Here is an 18,156-nt window from a genome sequence, read left to right as displayed (position 1 = left end):
CCTGAGCAGAGAGGCAGGTGACACCGATGACCAGCCCCGTCACCACGCCGGCTTCCGCCCCCGTGAGCGTCCCCGCGGCACCGGCACCCACCACGTCCCCGCGCACCGCCCGAAAGTCGGCCCGCCGCCGTGAACTCGGCGCGGCCGGCGCCCTGATGACCCCCTTCTTCATCCTTCTGGTGACGGTCTTCCTGATCCCGGTCGTCACCGCCGTCTGGCTCAGCTTCTTCAGCGACGACCAGCCGGGGCTCGGCTTCGGCCCGGAGCGCACGGTCTTCGTCGGCCTGCGCAGCTACACCGCCGTACTGACCGACCCGACGTTCCTCAGCGGTCTGGGCACCGTCGTCCTGTACTGCGTGATCTACATCCCGCTCATGGTCGTCGGCGCGCTGGCACTGGCGCTGCTGCTCGACTCCGGCGTGGTTCGGCTGCGCTCGTGGGCACAGCTCGGGCTCTTCCTGCCGCATGCCGTGCCCGGCATCATCGCCGCGGTCATCTGGCTCTACCTCTACACGCCGGGGCTGAGCCCGGTGATCGACCTGCTCGGCAAGGCGGACATCTCGATCGACTTCCTCGGGGTCCACACGGTGGTGCCCTCGATCGTGAACATCGCGCTGTGGAGCAACCTCGGCTACAACATGGTGGTCTTCTACGCCGCTCTGCAGGCCGTGCCGCGCGAAGTCATCGAGGCATCCGTCGTCGACGGCGCCGGACCGGTCCGTACCGCGCTCCGGATCAAGACGCCGCTGGTGCGTTCCTCCGTCGTGATGGTCGCGATGTTCACCCTGATCTTCGCGCTCCAGCTCTTCACCGAGCCGATGCTGCTGAGCCAGTCGACCCCGATGATCAGCTCGCGGTTCTCGCCCAGCATGTACATCTACGACGCCGCGTTCACCCGCAACAACTACGGTCTGGCCGCGGCCGCCTCGGTCGTCCTGCTGGTGTGCACGATCGCGCTCTCGTACGGCGTGACCCGCTGGACCAACCGCTCCAACGCCGCCGAGGAGGACGCCCGATGAGCGCGACCGCTCCCACCCGCACCGCCGCCGTCCTGCGGCCCAGGCTTCTCGGCCGTTCCGTGGTCAACCTGGTCGTCGGCATCTCCGTGCTGTACACGCTGCTGCCGGTGCTGTGGCTGGTGCTCGCGGCGTCCAAGGACCGGGACGCCCTGTTCGGCAGCGACGTGCTGTCGCTCGACCACTTCTCCTTCGCGCAGAACCTCAAGGACCTGTTCGCGACGGACGACGGTCTGTACACCCGCTGGTACGGCAACAGCCTGCTGTACGCGGTCCTCGGCGCCGGGCTCGGGGCGCTGATCAGCATTGCCTGCGGCTACGCCTTCGACAAGTACCGCTTCGCGCACAAGGAGAAGCTGTTCGGCCTGGTGCTCGCCGCGGTGATGGTGCCGCAGACCGTGCTGGCCCTGCCGCTCTATCTGATGGCGTCGGGCACGGGACTGGTGAACACGTTCTGGTCGGTCTTCATCCCGGTGCTCTTCAACCCGTTCGGCGTGTACCTCGGCCGGATCTTCAGCCAGGGCTACGTGCCGAACGAGGTACTGGAAGCCGCCCGGGTGGACGGGGCCGGCGAGCTCACGACGTACTTCCGGGTCGCCCTGCGGATGCTGGGGCCCGGTCTCGTCACGGTCTTCCTCTTCCAGCTCACAGCGATCTGGAACAACTTCTTCCTGCCCATGGTCATGCTCTCCGACCAGGACCTCTATCCCGTCAGTCTCGGCCTGTACACGTGGAACAGCGCCGCCACCGTATCGCCCGAGTACTACCCCGTGGTGATCATGGGTTCGCTGCTCGCGGTCCTGCCGTTGATCCTCGCCTTCGCGCTGCTCCAGCGCTTCTGGAAGTCGGGGCTCACCGCGGGCGCCGTGAAGTAGCCGGACCGCGCACCTCCCTCCGGAATCAGGAGAAGAATGACCGGCACCCTCCCTCTCGCACCCACCGGACGACGGCCGCGCGCCGCCGTCGCCATGCAGCCGGCCACCGCGGACGCGCTGCTGGACACCCGGTCGCTGGCCGCGCTCTCCCAGGTGTGCGACCTCGCGCCGCTGCCCGTACTCGACGACTTCACCACCGACCGGGCCCGTGCCGTGCTCGCGGACACGGAACTCCTGGTCACCGGCTGGGGCTGTCCGCCCCTGGACGCGGCGGCGCTCGCCTCCGCGCCCCGGCTGCGGGCGGTGGTGCACGCCGCGGGGAGCGTCCGCGGGCACATCACCGACGCCTGCTGGGAGCGCGGCATCGAGGTGTCGTCGGCCGCTGCCGCCAACGCCCTCCCGGTCGCGGAGTACACCGTCGCGATGATCCTGCTCTCCGGCAAACGGGCCCTGGAACGGGCCCACGCCTACCGCGCGGAGCGCGGCCGCGAGGACTCGCTGAGCACCTCGTCGGACCTGGGCAACTACGGCCGGACCGTGGGCATCCTGTCCGCCTCGCTCATCGGCCGCCGGGTCATCGAGCTCCTGCGCCCGTACGACCTGCGGGTGCTGCTGCACGATCCGTACGTCTCCGAAGCGGAGGCGGCCGAGCTCGGCGTCCGGCCCGTCGGACTCGGTGAACTGTTCGCGCAGAGCGACGTGGTGAGCGTCCACACCCCGCTGCTTCCCGCGACGCGCGGGCTCGTCAGCAGGGGCCTGCTCATGTCGATGCGCCCCGACGGCGTGCTCCTCAACACCGCGCGGGGCGCCGTCGTCGACCAGGACGCACTCGTCGACGTCCTGCGTCTCGGTCGCATCCGGGCGGTCCTCGACGTCACCGACCCCGACCGGCTGCCGCCCGGCCACCCCCTGTGGGAATGCGAGAACGCCCTGATCACCCCGCATCTGGCGGGCTCCCAGGGCAACGAGTGGCAGCGGCTCGTCGACCTCGCGGTGAGCGAGGCCGAACGCTGGGCCGCGGGCGACGGATTCGCCCATCCCGTACGACGCGAAAGGCTGGCCTTCCTCGCATGAACCGTCCGTACCCGAACTCCCCGCTGGAGCTTCCCGCCGACGACCGGACCGCGAGCCCGTTCACCGGCTACACGCGCGCACACTGGGAGGCGGCGGCCGACGGTCTCCTGCGGGCCGCCTGGCAGTGGGCCACCCCCGGCGGCTCACTCCTCGACCTGCCCGGACGCCCGTCCGCGTCCGGGGTCCGGTCCGACGGCCTGGAGGGCTACGCGCGCACGTTCCTCGCCGCGGCGTTCCGGGTCGCCGGCGCGGACGGCAAGGACCCGCACGGCTGGCTCGACCGGTACGCGGACGGGCTCGCGGCCGGTACCCGTACGCCGGGCCGCGACGACGCCGAGTCCTGGCCGCTGATCCTCGATCACACCGTCTTCGGCCAGCCCATGGTGGAGTCCGCCTCGGTCGCCATCGGGCTTCGGCTCACCCGGCCATGGCTCTGGGACCGGCTGGACCCGGCCGTCCAGGACCGCGCGGAGGAGTGGCTGCGCGGCGCGCTGCGCCACAGCCCCGCACCGAACAACTGGTACCTGTTCCCCTACTCGGTGGCCGGATTCCTCGAATCAGTGGGTCGCGGCGACGCGGAGACCGCGCGGGCACGCGAGCGGGCGCAGGACCTCATGGAGAGCTGGTACCGCGGTCAGGGCTGGTACGCGGACGGCGACGGCCGCGCCTTCGACCACTACAACGGCTGGGCGCTGCACCTCTACCCCGTCCTCGACGCCCATCTCTCCGGTGACGCCGAGCTCTCCGCGCACTACGGGGCGCGGCTGCGCGAGCACCTGGAGAGCTTCGCGCTGCTGTTCGGCGGGGACGGGGCGCCGATCCACTTCGGGCGGTCGCTGACCTACCGGTTCGCGGCCGGTGCGGCGGTCGGGCTGGGCGCGCTCACCGGAGACACCCCGCTCACGCCGGGTGCGTCGCGCCGGGTGATCAGCGGGTCGCTGCGCTACTTCCTGGACCGCGGCGCGACGGGAGACGACGGCCTGCTGAGCCTGGGCTGGCACGGTCCGCACGAGGCGACGCTCCAGCCGTACTCGGGCCCCGCCTCCCCCTACTGGGCGTCCAAGGCCTTCGTCTGCCTGCTGGCCCCCGCCGGCCACCCGCTGTGGACGGCGGCCGAGGAACCGGCGCCGAGCGAGGGACCCGACCGGGTGCTGGCGCTGCCCGCCCCGGGGCTCCTCGTCCAGTCGACGCGGGCGGACGGGATCGTACGGCTGCACAACCACGGCAGCGACCATGTCCGGCCGCACGAGGGCGAGTCGGCGATGGCCGACGACCCGCTGTACAGCCGTCAGGCGTACTCGACGGTCACCGGTCCGACGGCGCGCGCGAACGTGGCCGACAACCACCTGTCCGTGGTGGTCGCCGGAAGCCGCAGCAGCCGCCGGGCCATCCGTCCGCTGGGCGCCGGGGGCGGCGACGGCTGGGGCTGGGCGGCGTCCTGGCACCGTCCGGTGTTCGCGGGCGGGGCGCCGATGGTGCCGGGGCTCCGGGTGGACAGCGTGACGGTGGTCCGCGGCCGGTACGAGCTCCGGGTGCACCGGGTGCTCGGTGCACCGCACGGTGCCCGGGTGGAGCAGACGGGCTGGGCGACGGGCCCCGGGTCCACGGTGACCTCCGCGCTGCACGGTCTGCACGGCTGGGAGGCGCGCGACGAGGTACGCGCCCCGCAGGGCACGGCGTACACACCGTGGGCGGAGCTGCCCCGGCTGGGCGCGGACGCGGAGGGCACGGTGGTCCTCGTGGCACTCGCCTCGCTCAGCGCGGAGCCGGGGGCGGACGCGCTGGAGGCGGTGGTGAGCGGGGTGAACGTCGACGGGGACACCGTCGAGGTGTGCTGGGCCGAGGACTCGGCGACGACCCGGATCACCTTCGGCGCGGTGACGGTCACACACGGGTGAGCCGGTGACGGACGGGGGTGCGCGCTTCCCGGCGCCGCACCCCCGTCCCCGTACATGTCCGTGCGGATCACATGTCCGTACGGATCACGACCGCCAGGGTGCGCGGCCCGTGCACGCCCTCGACCCGTTCGAGTTCGATGTCGGACGTGGCCGAAGGGCCGCTGATCAGTGTGGTCGGCCGCTCCGGCACCAAACGGGCCACCGCCTCGGGTACCCCCACTTCCACGGTCGACAGATCGACGACGCAGACGTGCAGGTCGGGTACGAGGGACAACGCCCGCCGCCCCTGGTCGGCCGATCCGTCCAGGAAGATCGTGCCGGTCTCGGCACAGCTGACGGCCGAGGCCGTCACGACCCCGTCCAGGGAGTCCAGCCGCGGTGCGGGGATGTCGGCGGAGTCCTCCTCGACCTCACCGTCGTAGGCGGTGAGCCACTGCCGGTCGAGGCCTGCGGGCACGCCGATCCGGCCGGCTCCGCGCTCCCGCAGCACCTCGGCGACGGCCTCGGCCGTGCGGTCGGCGGTGCAGGGGTGGACCTGGGCCTTGTAGTCGACGAGCCGGTCGGTGAACAGCGCCAGGCGTTCCTCGTCCGGAAGGGTGCGCCCGGTCCGGTAGGCGCGCGGGACCGGGGTGCCAGCGGCGGGCGCCAGGGCCAGGGCGTCCCGGACGCGGCCGAGCACCGTTTCGCGAGCGGTCGTCACTTCTCCTCCTCCTGCTGGTTGTTCTGCGCGTGGTCGTCGGCGGCGGCCCGCATGGCCGCCGCGCCCTCGGCCGATGCCAGCCAGGAGCGGAACGTCTCCTTCGGCGGGGCGGGCGTGTCGCGGCTGTCGCTCCAGCCGTTGAAGGGCGGGGGCAGATGCGAGATCTTCCCGCTCCGTCCGGCGATGACACGGCCGAGCCCGGACGCCGTCTGCGCGGCCGTGAACAGCTTCGGGCTCTTCATCACTCCGGCCGCCGCCGTCATCGCGAGCTTCTCGGCCGTGGTGCCGGACTGCTCGGTGTGCTGATGGCGCAGCTCGACCAGCAGAGACGGAATGTCGATCTTGACCGGGCAGGCGTCGAAGCAGGCACCGCAGAGACTGGAGGCGAAGGGCAGCGAGCTGTTGGGATCGTCCTTGGCCGCGTGCATGCCGGCGAGCTGCGGGGTGAGTACGGCGCCGATGGGTCCGGGGTACGTCGATCCGTAGGCGTGGCCGCCGGCGCGTTCGTAGACCGGGCAGACGTTGAGACAGGCCGAGCAGCGGATGCAGTTGAGTGCCTCGCGGCCGATCCGGTCGGCGAGCGCGGCGGTACGTCCGTTGTCGAGCAGCACCAGGTGGAAGGCGCGCGGCCCGTCGCCTGGGGTGACTCCGGTCCACATCGACGTGTACGGGTTCATCCGCTCGCCGGTGGAGGAGCGCGGCAGCAGCTGGAGGAAGACCTCCAGGTCCTGGTAGCGCGGCAGCACCTTCTCGATGCCCATGACGCTGATCAGCGTGTCGGGCAGGGTCAGGCACATGCGGCCGTTGCCCTCCGACTCGACGACGGAGAGGGTGCCGGTCTCGGCGATGCCGAAGTTCGCGCCCGATACGGCGACCTTCGTCGTCATGAACTTCTCGCGCAGGTACGCGCGGGCCGCGGCGGCCAGGTGTGCGGGGACGTTGTCCAGGGACGGGTCCACGCCCGGGATCTCCTTGAGGAAGATCTCCCTGATCTCGTCGCGGTTGCGGTGGATGGCGGGCACCAGGATGTGCGAGGGCTTGTCGTGCGCGAGCTGCACGATGAGCTCGGCGAGGTCCGTCTCGTACGGGGTGATGCCGATCGATTCGAGGTGCTCGTTGAGCCCGATCTCCTGCGTGGCCATCGACTTGACCTTGATGACCTCCTTGCTGCCGGTCTCCTCGATCAGCCGCGCGACGATCTCGTTGGCCTCGACGCCGTCCCTGGCCCAGTGGACGGTGCCACCGCGCTCGGTGACCTTGCGCTCCAGCTCCTCCAGGAGTTCGGGCAGCCGGTTCATGGTGTCGGTCTTGATGGCCGAACCGGCGTCGCGCAGCGCTTCCCAGTCGGGCAGCTCGCCGGTGACGGCGAGGCGTTTGGCGCGGATCGTGTGGGTGGCCCTGCCGAGGTTGCGGCGCAGCTGTTCGTTGCCCAGGTCGTCGTGCGCCGCCGCGGGGAACTTCCGGTCGCCACGCAGATTGCCCGTGCCGTACGGGGAGCGGGGCGGGGTCGCGGGCATGCCGAGAAAGGTGCTGCTCATCGGGCGGCCTCCGTCAGGACGTGCGGCGCGGTGCGGGTGGAGGAGAGGATCTGGGCGAGGTGCAGGGTGCGGGTGCCGGACTTGATCCGGGAGAGCCCGCCGCCGATGTGCATCAGACAGGACGAGTCGCCGGCGGTGCACACGGCGGCGCCGGTGGTGGCGACGTTGCGCATCTTGTCCTGGAGCATCGCGGTCGACGTGTCGGCGTTCTTCACGGCGAAGGTGCCGCCGAAACCGCAGCAGGCATCGGCCTCGGGCAGCTCGACCAGGTCGATCGAGTCGACGGCCCGCAGCAGCCGCAGCGGCTTGTCACCGACCCGCAGCATGCGCAGGGAGTGGCAGGTGGGGTGGTACGTGACGCGGTGCGGGAAGTACGCGCCGACGTCGGTGGCGTCCAGCACGTCGACCAGGAACTCCGACAGCTCGTACGTCTTGGCCTTCACCGTGGCGACGCCCGAGCGCAGCGCCGCGTCGCCGTAGCGCTCGGCGACGATCTCGTGCTGGTGCCGTACGGAACCGGCACACGATCCGGACGGCATGACGACCGCCTCGATGGAGGCGTCGCCGAACTGCTCGGCGAAGTTGCGCACCAGCGGGACGGGTTCACGCTGGTAGCCGGTGTTGACGTGCATCTGTCCGCAGCAGGTCTGCCCCGGCGGGAACACCACGTCGTGCCCCAGGCGCGCCAGCAGCACCGCCGTGGATTTCACCGCCTCCGGGAAGAGCGTGTCTCCCAGGCAGGTGGCGAAGAGTCCGATACGCATGGGGCCTCCCCGATCGAATTTGTGGTCCGACCATACTACCCTCGGTCCGGTTTGGGGAGATGTCTGCACCGAAGGACAGGGTGTTCGCACGGGCGGACCCTCGGAGCACACGGAGAAAGCGCTTACCCCCTCAAATCCACCCGGACCACCCGGGCAAGTGAGCTACCCAGCATTTGGTCGGACCTTATTGACATACGACATATGCGGTGTCCTACTGATCGCCGGACCAGCTGCCGGCGCAGGCGGTTCGATCTGCCCCGTACCACTCGACGAGGAGTAACTTCGTGGCCTCCGCCCCACTCGCCACCGCGCTCGCTTCGTACACACCGGATGTGCGTGCCATCGGCGACAGCCTCCTGGCCACTGCCCTGGTGAGCCTCATTCCGCTCGCCGTGTTCTTCCTGCTCCTGATGGTGGCGAAGCGCTCGGCGCTGGTGTCCGCGCTGGGATCGGTCCTCACAGCCCTGCTCGTGGCCGTGATCGGGTTCCGGATGCCCGTCGAGCTCGGCCTGCTCTCGGCGTCCCAGGGGCTGGTGTTCGGCCTGTTCCCGGTGATGCTGATCGTCGTGGCGGCCATCTGGTTCTACGAACTCACGGTCGTCAGCGGCAGGTTCGAGGACCTGCGCCGCTCGTTCAGCGCCGTCGGCCGGGGTGACCTGCGGGTCCAGGCGATGCTCATCGCGTTCTGCTTCGGCGGTCTGCTGGAGGCGCTCGCGGGCTTCGGCGCGCCCGTCGCCATCACGGCCGTGATGCTGATGGCCCTCGGCCTGCCGCCGGTCAAGGCGGCCGTGACGGTCCTGCTCGCCAACACCGCACCCGTCGCGTTCGGTGCCATGGCCATCCCGGTCACCACGGCGGGCAACCTGACCGGCATCCCGGCCGAGGACATCGCCGCGGTCATCGGCCGGCAGTCCCCGCTGCTCGCGCTCTTCGTGCCCCTGCTGCTGCTGTTCGTCGTGGACGGCGCCCGTAGCATCCGCCAGCTGTGGCCGATCGCGCTGGTCACCGGGGGCGTATTCGCCGCCGCCCAGTACTGGTGCTCCAGCCACTTCGCGTACGAACTCACCGATGTGGTCGCCTCGCTCGCCGGCTTCGGCGCCGCCGTACTGATGCTGCGCTTCTGGAAGCCCCGCACCCCCGAGGACCAGCACTCCCGGGTCGAGAACGAGGCGCTCACGCCGCGCCGGGTCACCTACGCGGTACTCCCCTACATCCTGGTGATCGCCGTCTTCGCCCTGGCCAAGCTGAACATCGGAGCGTTCGACGTGCCCGAGCTGCTCGGACACCTGAATCTCACCATCGAGTGGCCGGGCCTGTACGGCGAGCTGCTCACGCCCACCGGTGAGCCCTCGTCCAGCGCGATCTACAAGCTGGAGGTGCTGGGCAACCCGGGCACCCTGCTGATCATCTCGGGCATCCTGGTGACGCTGATCTACCGCTGCGCCAAGGACCGCGACGCCTACCCGATGACCGGGTCCATGGCACTCTCCGCGGCAGGGCGCACCGTGAAGAACATGCGGGTCGCCATCATGACGGTCGCCACCGTGCTCGCGCTGAGCTACGTGATGAACCAGTCGGGCCAGACCGTGGCCATCGGCACCTGGCTGGCGACGGCAGGCGGGCTGTTCGCCCTGCTCTCGCCGATCCTCGGCTGGCTGGGCACCGCGGTGACCGGCTCCGACACCTCGGCCAACGCGCTCTTCGCCAACCTCCAGCAGACCGCCGGCCAGACCGCCGGCATCGACCCGACGCTGCTGGTCGCCGCGAACACCTCCGGCGGCGTGGTGGCCAAGCTGGTGAGTCCGCAGAACCTGACCATCGCCGCCACCGCCGTGAAGATGCCGGGCTCGGAACGCATCCTGCTGCGCAAGGTGGCCGGCTACAGCGTGGGCATGCTGGCGATCCTGTGTGTCCTGGTCTACCTCCAGTCCACGCCGGCGCTCTCCTGGATGCTGCCCTGAGGGCTGTCCCTACGCGGTGGCGCCGTCCGCTTCGTCGTCGCCGGTCAGGTCCGCCTCGACCAGCGTGCCGTGGAAGCCGCGGATGTGGAGCTCGGCGAGGTCGGCCGCGTCGTCACCCCGGTCGAGACGGACCAGCCTCAGCATCTCGGCGTGCTGATGGTTGAGGTGCGCCCGGGTGGCCGGCCAGTCGTCCACCTCTTCGAGGGCCCGCAGGATGAGAGGGCGTACCGACTCCCGTACCGCCGCGGTCAGGGTCGAGGTGAGCGCGTTGCCGGAGCTGCTGGCCACCTTGACGTGGAACTGTGTGTCGAGTTCGTTGAACTCCTCCGGCAGGATGCCCGGCTGCGACATCCGGTGGACCACCGCCCCCGCCTCGTCCAGGTCCTCCTCGGAGGCGTGCGTCGCGGCGGCGGCGAAGCTGGCGCGCTCCAGGGCGACCCGGGCCTCCATCACGTCGTGCAGGCTGTAACTGCCGAGGGCGAAGTGCAGGCGCAGCAGCCGCCCGAGCGCGTCGTCCGGGTTGCGCACGATCCGGGCTCCCGAGTCGGGTCCCCGGCCGGGCTGTGCGACCAGTACGCCGATGGTCTCCAGCACGCGCAGCGCCTCGCGCAGGGCGGAGCGGCTCACCCCGAAGACCGGGGCGAGTTCACGTTCGGGCGGCAGCCGGTCGCCGGCCCTGAGCTTTCCGGCGAAGACCTGCTCCTCGATGCTCTGGAGCACGAGTTCATGCGTCCGCGACTGCCGCACGGGCTGCCATTCGACGGGCATCCGCCACCCCCTGCCCGGCCGGAGCCGTTCCGCTGCCGGCCTCGTCATTCTCCGAATCTCCCACTATGTCACACATAGCATGTGGTCGGACCAGAAAAAGGACAGAGGGGTGCCTCCGTCACGTCACGACGACCAGTACGTCATGTCACGCCGGTCAGTACGTCACCACGATCCTGCGGGCCACACCGTCCACCCGGATCCGGCCGCCGTACGGGATGACCAGCTGCGGGTCCGTGTGGCCGAAGTCGACGTCGAGGACGGCCATCGTGTCGGGGGCGTACTCGTTCAGCGCCCGCAGCACGGCCTCGCGCTGCTGTTCGCGATACCGCTCCCCACCGGCGGCGTCGAGGGGCTGCTCGAAGGACCAGTTCTTGGCCCGGGCCATCAGCAGTGCGGGGAACCGGCGCAGGAGTCCGCGCTCCCCCATGTTCCGCAGGATCCGGTACACCTCGTCGGCGCTGATCATCTCCTCGGAGGTTTCCAGGAACAGCACCCGGCCCTCGTACTCGGCCGCCGGACGGATCTCCCGGTCGGCCATGAGCAGCCAGGACAGGATCTCCAGGTTGCCGCCCCAGCCCGCCCCCTCGACCACCCGGTCGGCGTGGTGCCAGATCCAGGCGTCGGCGGGCAGCATGCCGGGTTCGCGGTCGAAGGTCCGTGGGTCCTCCCACCGGCCGTTGACGCTGCCGGTCTCCTTCGCGGCGGTCAGCTCGTGGTCGTCGTGGGTGAACAGGGCCGCCCGCAGCGACGCCGCGGTCAGGGGGTTCAGCGCACCCGGGCGTCCGAGCTCGACCATCACGGATCCGCCGTGGTAGCCGACGATGCCGAGTCGGTCGAGGAACACCAGCAGGTTGGTGTTGTCGCTGTAGCCGAAGAACGGCTTGGGATGGGCGCGCAGCAGTTCACGGTCCAGATGCGGAAGCACGGTGATCTGGTCGTCCCCGCCGATGCTGGCGATGACCGCCTTGACGGCCGGGTCGGCGAACGCCGCGTGGAGGTCGGCGGCGCGCTCCTGCGGAGTGGAGCCCATCTTCCGGGTGGCCGGGTACTCCACGGGCTCAAGCCCGAAGTCGTCGCGGAGCCTGCGCAGGCCCAGTTCGTACGGCAGCGGGAGGATGCCGGGGAGACCGGCCGAGGGAGACACCACGGCGACGCGGTCGCCGGGCCGGGGCTTGGAGGGATAGCGGGAATCCGTCATCCGCAGAGCCTAATGAGCCGCCCCCGGGGTTTCCGCCGGATATTTCGCCGTCAGGCTGTCACGGACCGGCGGGCGTGCCCTGGTGGAAGTACATGCGCCAGCCGGAATCCGACCGGCGCCACAGCGAACTGCGCCTGACGCGACGGTCGTTGCTCTCGGATGTGTACGTGAGGTGGACCAGGCCCGGCGCCAGGAGCACACCGGACATCCCGGTGACGGCTGTCGGCTCGGGGACGTTCTCGTCTGCGGCGGACGTCACGGCCAGGATCGACGTCCTGTCGTAGCGCCGCCCGGAGGCGCCGAACTCGGTGAACTCCGGGTCGAGGAGCGCGGTCACCTCGTCGGGCGAGGCGCGTACCCCCGGATCGAGCAGCCGCAGTTCGCCCGCGACGGCGGCCCGTACGGACTGGTCTTCCTCAGCGCTTCCGTTCATGCGTGGACCCTAGGCGAAGACCGTGGGCCGTGCACGGACGACGGGGAGCCGATCGCCCATCGCCTCTTCACGGGGCCCGGTCGGGCCCGGAGAAGCGCCGCGCCCCGCTCCCGCCGGCGCGAACCGTACGGGAGGGGGCGCGGCCGGCGCCGGTCGCCCCCTCCGGCACGGTGGACAAGGCACGCCCCTCCCCGGGCACCGCCCGCGGAGGCACGCCCCTGGGGCACCGCCCGCGCCGGGCCCGGGCGGGTCAGACGGCGGAGGCGACCGCGGCCGGCCGCAGGATCACCGGCAGCTGCTGGTAGCCGTTGGCTATGAAGGAGGCCTGCGGCACGAGTTCGCTCTCGGGCACGGCGAGGGCGAGGTCCGGGAAGGCGCCGAACAGCGCCCGGAGCGCGATGTCGGCCTCCATCCGGCCCAGCGGCGCGCCCAGGCAGAAGTGGACGCCGTGTCCGAAGGCCAGGTGGTCCGTGGACTCCCGGGTCGCGTCGAACTCGCAGGCGCTGTCGCCGTGGACGGCGGGGTCGCGGCCCGCGGCGCCGAAGGCGAGGAGGATCGCGTCGCCCTTCTTGATCACGACGTCACCGAGGTCGATGTCCTCGACCGCGTAGCGCAGGGGCATGTGCATGATGGGCGCGTCGCGGCGGAGGGTCTCCTCGATCACGGCGTCCCAGCCGATCTCGCCCGCCCGCACCAGCGCCAGCTGCTCCGGGTGGGCGACCAGGGCGATGGCGGCGTGGGAGATGAGGTTCACCGCGGTCTCCGACCCGGCCCCGATCATGAGGATCAGCGTGGACACGAGCTGTTCCTCGTCCAGCTTGGCCTCGCCGTCACGGGCCGCGATGAGGTCGCTGGTCATGTCCTCACCGGGCTCGGCGCGTTTCGCCGCGATCAGGGCGGCCATGCATCCGAACAGGTCCCCGTAGTCGGCCGCAGCCTGCTCCGGGCTCGCCCCCGTGTTCAGCGCCGCGTCGATGACCCGCCTCATCCAGGACCGCATGTCCGCGGGAACCCCGAACAGGTCGCAGATGACCTCGGTGGGGATGACGTAGGCGAACCGGGCGCGCAGGTCGACGCTCTCGCCGGGCGCGGTCTCCTTCAGCTCGGCGATCAGCCGGTCGACGAGCGCCTGGACCAGCGGGCGCAGCGCCTCGGTGCGGCGCGGGGTGAACGCCGTGGAGATCAGGTTGCGCAGCCGGCGGTGGTCGGCGCCGTAGGAGGTGAAGGCGCTCACCACCCGGACCCAGACGTTCAGCGACCAGTCCTGCGGCACGGAGGCGAGGGCGGGCCAGTGCTGCCGGGGGTCGCGGGAGACACGGCGGTCGGCTGCGAGTTCCCGGATGACGTCGTGCCGGGTCACCGACCAGGCCGTGACCTCACCAGGAAGCTCCACCAGCGTCGCGGAGCCTTCGGCGCGGAGCCGGGCGGCCTCGGCGTGGAGATCGGCGCCGGACGAGTCGAGGACGGGGCATCGGCTGGTTTCCATGATTCTCCTACGGAGGCGTCGGACGGTTCGGTGGACGACGTACGGGCGGGGGCGAACGTCACCGGGAGGGCGGTGAGCGCGCGGTGGAACGGGCCCGGGCGCCAGGCGAGTTCGGCCGCGTCGACGGCGAGCGCCATGTCGGGGAGGCGGTCGAGCAGCATCTCGATGGCGACCTCGGCGATGACGCCGGCGGTGTCCCGGGCCGGGCAGGCGTGCGGGCCCGCCCCGAAGGCCAGGTGCGAGGTGTTCGCCGCGCGCTGCCCGGAGTCCACGTCCAGCGTCGGGTCGGTGTTCGCCGCCGCGTGGCTGATCAGAACGGGGACGCCCGCCGGGATGTGGGTCTCGGCGCCGGTGCGCTGGTCGCGGAGCGTGTGGTCGTGGACCGCGTAGACGAACGAGAAGTTCGACAACGGCGAGTGCAGCCACAGCACTTCGTTCAGCGCGTCGGCCACGGTGAGGCTGCCGCCGGTCAGGTCGCTGGCGAAGCGCTCGTCGGCGAGCAGCATCATCGTGCCGGTGGAGATCCAGGCGGTCTGCGGCACCGTACCGGCGCCGATCAGCACGACGAGCTGGTGGATCATCTCCTCGTCGGACAGCGCGGATGAGTGGTTCAGCAGCCAGGTGGTCAGGTCGGCGCCCGGCTGCTGCCGCTTCATCCCGATCAATTCACCGAGACAAGCGGCGAGTTCTCCGCCACCGGCATGGGCGACGGCCGGTTCCGCGTCCATCATCCGGCTGCAGGCCGAGGCCATCCGCGCGGTGAGTCCGTCCGGGCAGCCGAAGAGCTGGGCGAAGACGAGGGCCGGGATCGGGTCGGCGTACTGGGCGACCAGATCGGCCTCGCCGTCGCCGGCGAACCGGTCGATGAGCTGGGCGGCGCTGCGCTGGACGTACGTACGCAACTGGTGCGGGTTGACGCGGCCGAGCGCGTCGTCGACCGAGGCACGGAGCCGCAGGTGACGCTCGCCGTCGGCGAACCAGAGGCTGGGCCGCCAGCCCATCATGGGGACGACCTGGTTGTCGGCCGGGACCCTGCCCTCGGTCAGCGCGGTCCAGCGCCGGGCGTCCTTGCTGAAGTACGGGCTGCGCAGCACCTCCAGGGCCGCGTCGTAGCCGGTCACCAGGACGGCCTCGACGCCGGGGGCGAGCTCGACCCGGTGGGCGACCCCGTCGGCCCGCAGCCGGTCGTAGGTGGCGTGCGGGTCGGCGGCGAACTCCGCCCCGTACAGGGCGGGAAGACCCGACGCCGTCGCCTCCCCGGTGGGCCGATGGGCGGGGCAGCCCGGCGGCGGGGCGGAGCCGGTACCGGTATCGGTGGGCAGCGAGGTCACGACATCTCCTGGTGGCGGGCGAACAGATACCTGACGAGCTCGATCAGCGCGTTCTTCGCGGACTCGCGGTCCCGGGCGTCGCACATGATCAGCGGTGTACCGGGGTCGAGGTCCAGGGCTTCGCGCAGCTCGGCCTCCGGGTACCGCGGGGTGTCGGGGAAGCGGTTGAGGGCGACGATGTACGGCAGCCCGTAGCTCTCGACCATGGCGAGCGCCTCGAAGGACTGGTCGAGGCTGCGGGAGTCACCGATGACGAGGGCGCCGTACGCCCCGCGGGCCAGATCCCGCCAGATCGGGGCGAACCGCTGCTGGCCCGGGGTGCCGAAGAGGTACAGGGCCAGGTCGTCGGCGAGCGTGACGCGGCCGAAGTCCATGGCGACCGTGGTGGTGGTCTTGCCGGGTACGCCGCTGATGTCGTCGACCGCCGCGCCGGCCTGGGTCATGACCTCCTCGGTGCGCAGCGGCTCGATCTCGCTGACGGCGCCGATCAAGGTGGTCTTGCCCACGCCGAACGGTCCGACCACCATGAGTTTGGCGGTCAGCTGCACCGTGTCGCGGACGTAGATCCCGTCAAAGAGCCTGGAGGCCATGCAGCAACTTCTCCAAGATGTGTGCGGTGGCGGCCCGTTCCCCCGCCGCGGAGTCCGCGGCGGGCACGGTGGGCGCGGGGACCCGGGTGACGATGTGTCCGGTGTCGAGCAGGTCGCCGAGCAGGACGCGGGTGATGGTGAGGGGCTGGCCGAGGTGGCCCGCGACCTCGATGACCGACAGATAGCCGCCGCGGCACAGTTCGACCACGGCCAGCTGCTCGGGCAGCAGTCCGGCCACGGACCGGTCCGGCACGCTGGTCACCATCGTGATCACGTCCAGGACGTGGGTGTTGCGGGTGGGCCGCGCCCGTCCGCCGGTGAGGACGAACGAGCGCACCAGGTCGCGCCTGCGCCGCGGGGTCACCTCGGACTGCCGGCGTCCTGGCGGGGTGCGCTGCCCATCTCCCGGCCGAGCTGGTCGACCACCTCGTGCATGCGGTACGCGACCTGGCCGACGTCGGCGGCGCCCGAAGTGGCGACGGACAGGTAGGTCGAGTCGCCGGCGTGGATGGTGATCACGAAGCCGCCTTCGAACTCCACCAGGCTCTGGCGCCAGGAATCGGCGGGGGCCCGGCAGAACATCGCGGTGGCGCTGCTGGTGGCCTGCACCCCGGACAGGGCTGCCGCGATGCGGTCGGCCTGGTCGCGGTCGAGCCCTGGCGAGAAGGCCATCACCAGACCGTCCGCCGCGACCAGGATCGCGTCGTAGACCTCGGGCTGGTCGATCACCTGGTTGAGCATCCAGGCGTCGCGGTTCTGGGTCATGCCTCGGGGGTCCCCTCGGTGGTCGGTCGGTGGTGGGCGGCGGCCTGGCTGCCGCGCAGGAATGCGTCGAGCGGGGCGGCGGCCTCGCGCGGGGTGCGGCGTGCGGCGACGGGCGCCGTGGGGCCGGCCGGCGTCGTCGGCGCGTCGGGCTGCGCGGCGGCCTTCTGCCGTACCCGCTTGGGCAGTCCGCCGACGGTGGTCGGCCTGGCCGGGCCGTCCTCGGCTGCGGCCGGGGCGGCGACCGCGGGCGTGGCCGGGTCGATGGTGATCCCGGAGGGCTCGGCGGCAGCCGTCGGCGCCTCGGGTGTGCTCACCGATGCGATCCCGGCCGGAGCAGTGGTCACGACGGGCGTCCTCGGGGCTCTGGTCGCGTCGGTGAGCAGCGCGCTGGGGATGTTGACGACGGCCCGCATGCCGCCGAAGGCGGAGGCGGAGTCCACCGAGACCTTGAAGCCGTAGCGCCGGGCGAGCGCGCCGCAGGCGGCGAGTCCGAACCTCGGCGGGCTGCCGAGGCCGGCGACGCCGAGCGCCTCGTCGTGCAGCAGTCTGGACGCCTTCTCGCGTTCGGCGGCGTTCAGGCCCACTCCCGCGTCCTCGATGACGACGGCGACACCGCCGTGCGTGAGCTGGACGTGCACCTGGACGGGGGTGCTCGGGCTGGACGAACGCGTGGCGTTCTCCAGGAGTTCGGCGAGGGTCACCACGAGGGCTTCCACCGCCCGGCCCGAAACGGCCCGGGAGTCCTCGATGCGGACGATCTGTACCCGTCTGTAGTCGAGGATCCGGCCGACGGCGCCGCGTACGACGTCGTACAGCGGGGTGTCGTTGTGCTGGCGTCCCGGCCACGCCTTGCAGATGACGGCCATGCCGACGGCCCGGCGCAGGATCTGGGCGTTGGTGTGGTCGATGTCCATCAGATCCTGGAGGAACTCCGGCGCGTCATGGCGCTGGTTCATCTCGGTGATCTTCATCTGCTGGTTGTTCGCCAGCCCCTGGAGCTTGCGGGCCACGGCCAGCAGCAGTCCCTGGGAGGCCTGTTCGGCTTCCTCCGCGACCTGCCTGAAGAGGTCGAGCACGCCGTCCTGGGCCTGTACGAAAGGTGTCCCGGTCAGTTCCGGGTGCAGCGGTCCGGGGATGTCGCCGGGCCTGCCCTGGGAGAGCACGTCCTGGAGGGCCGGGAGCCGGCGCTCAAGCAGGTGCCGGGCCTCCTCGTCCTGTGCGCGCAGGGCTTGTTCGAGGGAGGCGACTCGTGCGGCGCGACGGGCGGCGGCGGCGCGGTAACGGAGCGCCAGGGCCCCGACCGCTAAGAGGGCCGCGAACAGCAGCCAGGCGGCCACGTCCGGCAGATATGGGGTCATCGGTTCCTCGAACGGGAGCAGAGGGACGGGGTAACAGGGCGTCCACGAGGACGCGTTCGGCCGCACATCGGCGGCAGCACCGGCCACCCACCCGGCGGAACGCCGAAACGGCGTACGGGTGCGGGAGTTCGCTGGAGCGAAGAGCGGCGCCTCGCGGCCGGGAGAGGATTCCCGTCGGGTGGTTCACCGAGTCCCCGGCAGGGACGGTCGGAACACCTCGGGGCGGGACATCGCGACATCTTCCTGGGCAGCACGCGGGGCGGGCGGATCGGCGCTTCGGGGTCACCGGCCACGCTGAGCAAGATGCGCACACGCGTGGTGACTACTCACAAGCATGCTCATGATCAGGCATTGATAGCAATATGAACGAGCAAAATGCTGAAGATATCGATCACGGGAAG

At 71.2% G+C, this 18,156-nt stretch carries 17 protein-coding genes; 5 read left to right on the top strand and 12 right to left on the bottom strand.

From position 1 onward, the window contains the following. The first annotated feature begins 26 nt into the window (after nt 1–26). The 4 genes from ACIQMX_RS37405 to ACIQMX_RS37390 are packed head-to-tail and all read left to right on the top strand — an operon-like array spanning nt 27 to nt 4,863. Nucleotides 27–1,019, top strand: a complete 993-nt coding sequence (locus ACIQMX_RS37405) for a carbohydrate ABC transporter permease (RefSeq protein ID WP_402484932.1) — start codon at nt 27–29, stop codon at nt 1,017–1,019. Next, nucleotides 1,016–1,891, top strand: a complete 876-nt coding sequence (locus tag ACIQMX_RS37400; RefSeq protein ID WP_363076626.1) for a carbohydrate ABC transporter permease — start codon at nt 1,016–1,018, stop codon at nt 1,889–1,891. Before ACIQMX_RS37405 ends, ACIQMX_RS37400 begins: the two co-directional genes overlap by 4 nt. A gap of 36 nt (nt 1,892–1,927) precedes the next feature. Beyond that, on the top strand, nt 1,928–2,965 hold the full coding sequence (locus tag ACIQMX_RS37395; RefSeq protein WP_402484929.1) for a hydroxyacid dehydrogenase: 1,038 nt from the start codon (nt 1,928–1,930) through the stop codon (nt 2,963–2,965). Further along, the gene (locus ACIQMX_RS37390) at nt 2,962–4,863 is read left to right on the top strand and encodes a DUF2264 domain-containing protein (protein ID WP_402484927.1); all 1,902 of its coding nucleotides are present in this window, start codon (nt 2,962–2,964) and stop codon (nt 4,861–4,863) included. The genes ACIQMX_RS37395 and ACIQMX_RS37390 overlap by 4 nt, the downstream gene beginning before the upstream one ends. A 67-nt stretch (nt 4,864–4,930) precedes the next feature. Here the strand turns inward: ACIQMX_RS37390 and ACIQMX_RS37385 are convergent, their stop codons facing one another. From ACIQMX_RS37385 to ACIQMX_RS37375, 3 genes are read right to left on the bottom strand one after another with little or no spacing between them, the layout of a single operon-like run. Beyond that, nucleotides 4,931–5,563 carry a lactate utilization protein C gene (locus ACIQMX_RS37385; protein WP_402484925.1) on the bottom strand — a complete coding sequence of 211 codons (633 nt, stop codon included), beginning with the start codon at nt 5,561–5,563 and terminating at the stop codon, nt 4,931–4,933. Next, entirely contained in the window at nt 5,560–7,101 is a 1,542-nt protein-coding gene (locus ACIQMX_RS37380; RefSeq protein ID WP_402484922.1) for a lactate utilization protein B, read from the bottom strand. The genes ACIQMX_RS37385 and ACIQMX_RS37380 overlap by 4 nt, the downstream gene beginning before the upstream one ends. Then, the gene (locus ACIQMX_RS37375) at nt 7,098–7,865 is read right to left on the bottom strand and encodes a (Fe-S)-binding protein (RefSeq protein ID WP_363076616.1); all 768 of its coding nucleotides are present in this window, start codon (nt 7,863–7,865) and stop codon (nt 7,098–7,100) included. The genes ACIQMX_RS37380 and ACIQMX_RS37375 overlap by 4 nt, the downstream gene beginning before the upstream one ends. 284 nt (nt 7,866–8,149) lie before the next feature. On the opposite strand from ACIQMX_RS37375, the gene ACIQMX_RS37370 reads away from it, so the two are divergent. Continuing rightward, nucleotides 8,150–9,826 carry an L-lactate permease gene (locus ACIQMX_RS37370; RefSeq protein WP_402484919.1) on the top strand — a complete coding sequence of 559 codons (1,677 nt, stop codon included), beginning with the start codon at nt 8,150–8,152 and terminating at the stop codon, nt 9,824–9,826. 9 nt (nt 9,827–9,835) lie between these two features. On the opposite strand, the gene ACIQMX_RS37365 is transcribed toward ACIQMX_RS37370, so the two are convergent. The 9 genes from ACIQMX_RS37365 to ACIQMX_RS37325 all read right to left on the bottom strand — a co-directional run bounded on the left by ACIQMX_RS37365 (nt 9,836) and on the right by ACIQMX_RS37325 (nt 17,755). Further along, nucleotides 9,836–10,594 (bottom strand): GntR family transcriptional regulator, encoded by a 759-nt coding sequence (locus tag ACIQMX_RS37365; RefSeq protein ID WP_363076612.1) that lies wholly within the window; start codon nt 10,592–10,594, stop codon nt 9,836–9,838. 154 nt (nt 10,595–10,748) lie between these two features. Further along, nucleotides 10,749–11,792, bottom strand: coding sequence for a S66 peptidase family protein (locus ACIQMX_RS37360; RefSeq protein ID WP_402484916.1), 1,044 nt, complete (start codon nt 11,790–11,792; stop codon nt 10,749–10,751). Between the two features lie 58 nt (nt 11,793–11,850). Then, nucleotides 11,851–12,225 (bottom strand): DUF4440 domain-containing protein, encoded by a 375-nt coding sequence (locus ACIQMX_RS37355; protein WP_402484913.1) that lies wholly within the window; start codon nt 12,223–12,225, stop codon nt 11,851–11,853. 250 nt (nt 12,226–12,475) lie between these two features. Continuing rightward, entirely contained in the window at nt 12,476–13,585 is a 1,110-nt protein-coding gene (locus ACIQMX_RS37350) for a cytochrome P450 (RefSeq protein ID WP_363076695.1), read from the bottom strand. After that, the gene (locus tag ACIQMX_RS37345; protein ID WP_402484910.1) at nt 13,582–15,042 is read right to left on the bottom strand and encodes a cytochrome P450; all 1,461 of its coding nucleotides are present in this window, start codon (nt 15,040–15,042) and stop codon (nt 13,582–13,584) included. The genes ACIQMX_RS37350 and ACIQMX_RS37345 overlap by 4 nt, the downstream gene beginning before the upstream one ends. Continuing rightward, nucleotides 15,039–15,632 (bottom strand): GTP-binding protein, encoded by a 594-nt coding sequence (locus ACIQMX_RS37340; protein ID WP_402484907.1) that lies wholly within the window; start codon nt 15,630–15,632, stop codon nt 15,039–15,041. Before ACIQMX_RS37340 ends, ACIQMX_RS37345 begins: the two co-directional genes overlap by 4 nt. Further along, nucleotides 15,613–15,996, bottom strand: a complete 384-nt coding sequence (locus ACIQMX_RS37335; RefSeq protein ID WP_363076602.1) for a DUF742 domain-containing protein — start codon at nt 15,994–15,996, stop codon at nt 15,613–15,615. The genes ACIQMX_RS37340 and ACIQMX_RS37335 overlap by 20 nt, the downstream gene beginning before the upstream one ends. Beyond that, nucleotides 15,993–16,397, bottom strand: a complete 405-nt coding sequence (locus tag ACIQMX_RS37330; RefSeq protein ID WP_363076600.1) for a roadblock/LC7 domain-containing protein — start codon at nt 16,395–16,397, stop codon at nt 15,993–15,995. Before ACIQMX_RS37330 ends, ACIQMX_RS37335 begins: the two co-directional genes overlap by 4 nt. Then, nucleotides 16,394–17,755, bottom strand: a complete 1,362-nt coding sequence (locus ACIQMX_RS37325; protein WP_402484903.1) for an ATP-binding protein — start codon at nt 17,753–17,755, stop codon at nt 16,394–16,396. The genes ACIQMX_RS37330 and ACIQMX_RS37325 overlap by 4 nt, the downstream gene beginning before the upstream one ends. Nucleotides 17,756–18,156 lie beyond the last annotated feature (401 nt).

This window comes from Streptomyces sp. NPDC091416 (assembly GCF_044756845.1).
Classification (GTDB): Bacteria; Actinomycetota; Actinomycetes; order Streptomycetales; family Streptomycetaceae; genus Streptomyces.
The sequence above is the reverse complement of the archived record's forward strand: the minus strand, read 5'-3'. Positions and strand labels throughout refer to the sequence as shown.